The following is a 1,189-nucleotide window of genomic DNA, read 5'->3' on the forward strand; positions in this document are numbered from 1 at the left end:
TACGATCTTGGCCACCACGCCGGCGCCAACGGTACGACCACCTTCGCGAATCGCGAAGCGCAGGCCGTCTTCCATGGCGATCGGTGCGATCAGCTCAACGTCCATCTGCACGTTGTCACCCGGCATCACCATCTCGGTGCCTTCCGGCAGCGTACAGGCACCGGTAACGTCCGTGGTACGGAAGTAGAACTGCGGACGGTAGCCGTTGAAGAACGGGGTGTGACGACCACCTTCGTCCTTGCTCAGCACGTACACCTCGGCAACGAACTTGGTGTGCGGGGTGATCGAGCCCGGCTTCGCCAGAACCTGACCACGCTCCACTTCGTCACGCTTGGTACCACGCAGCAGCACACCAACGTTCTCACCCGCGCGACCTTCGTCCAGCAGCTTGCGGAACATCTCAACACCGGTACAGGTGGTCTTGGTGGTATCTTTGATACCCACAATCTCGATCTCTTCACCCACCTTGATGATGCCACGCTCCACACGACCGGTTACCACGGTACCGCGGCCGGAGATGGAGAACACATCCTCGATCGGCATCAGGAACGGCAGGTCTACCGCACGCTCCGGCTCCGGAATGTACTCGTCCAGCGTTTCCACCAGCTTCTGTACCGCCGGCATGCCAATCTCGCTGGTGTCGCCTTCCAGCGCTTTCAGAGCGGAACCCTTGATGATCGGGGTGTCGTCGCCCGGGAAGTCGTAGTCGCTCAGCAGCTCACGCACTTCCATTTCAACCAGTTCCAGCAGCTCTTCATCGTCCACCATGTCCGCTTTGTTCAGGAACACGACGATGTACGGCACGCCCACCTGGCGAGACAACAGAATGTGCTCCCGCGTTTGCGGCATCGGGCCGTCAGCGGCGGATACCACCAGAATCGCGCCGTCCATCTGCGCCGCACCGGTGATCATGTTCTTCACGTAGTCGGCGTGACCCGGGCAGTCAACGTGCGCGTAGTGACGGGTCGGAGAGTCGTACTCCACGTGGGAGGTCGCGATCGTAATACCACGCTCACGCTCTTCCGGGGCGTTATCGATCTGATCGAAGGCGCTCGCCGAACCGGAGCCCCACACCTCGAAGCACACCCGCGTCAAAGCGGCTGTCAGCGTCGTCTTGCCATGGTCAACGTGACCAATCGTGCCCACGTTTACGTGCGGTTTATTACGTTCAAACTTTTCCTTTGCCACG

The 1,189-nt window shown here is 60.3% G+C and carries 1 protein-coding gene; it reads right to left on the bottom strand.

Translation table 11 applies throughout. From position 1 onward, the window contains the following. The coding region (tuf, locus tag MA04_RS21680) for an elongation factor Tu (RefSeq protein WP_262462839.1) at window positions 1-1,188 on the bottom strand (1,188 nt) is incomplete at its 3' end. Between the last annotated feature and the right edge of the window lies 1 nt (window position 1,189).

The sequence above is a fragment of the Alloalcanivorax balearicus MACL04 genome (assembly GCF_025532145.1).
Classification (GTDB): Bacteria; Pseudomonadota; Gammaproteobacteria; order Pseudomonadales; family Alcanivoracaceae; genus Alloalcanivorax; species Alloalcanivorax balearicus.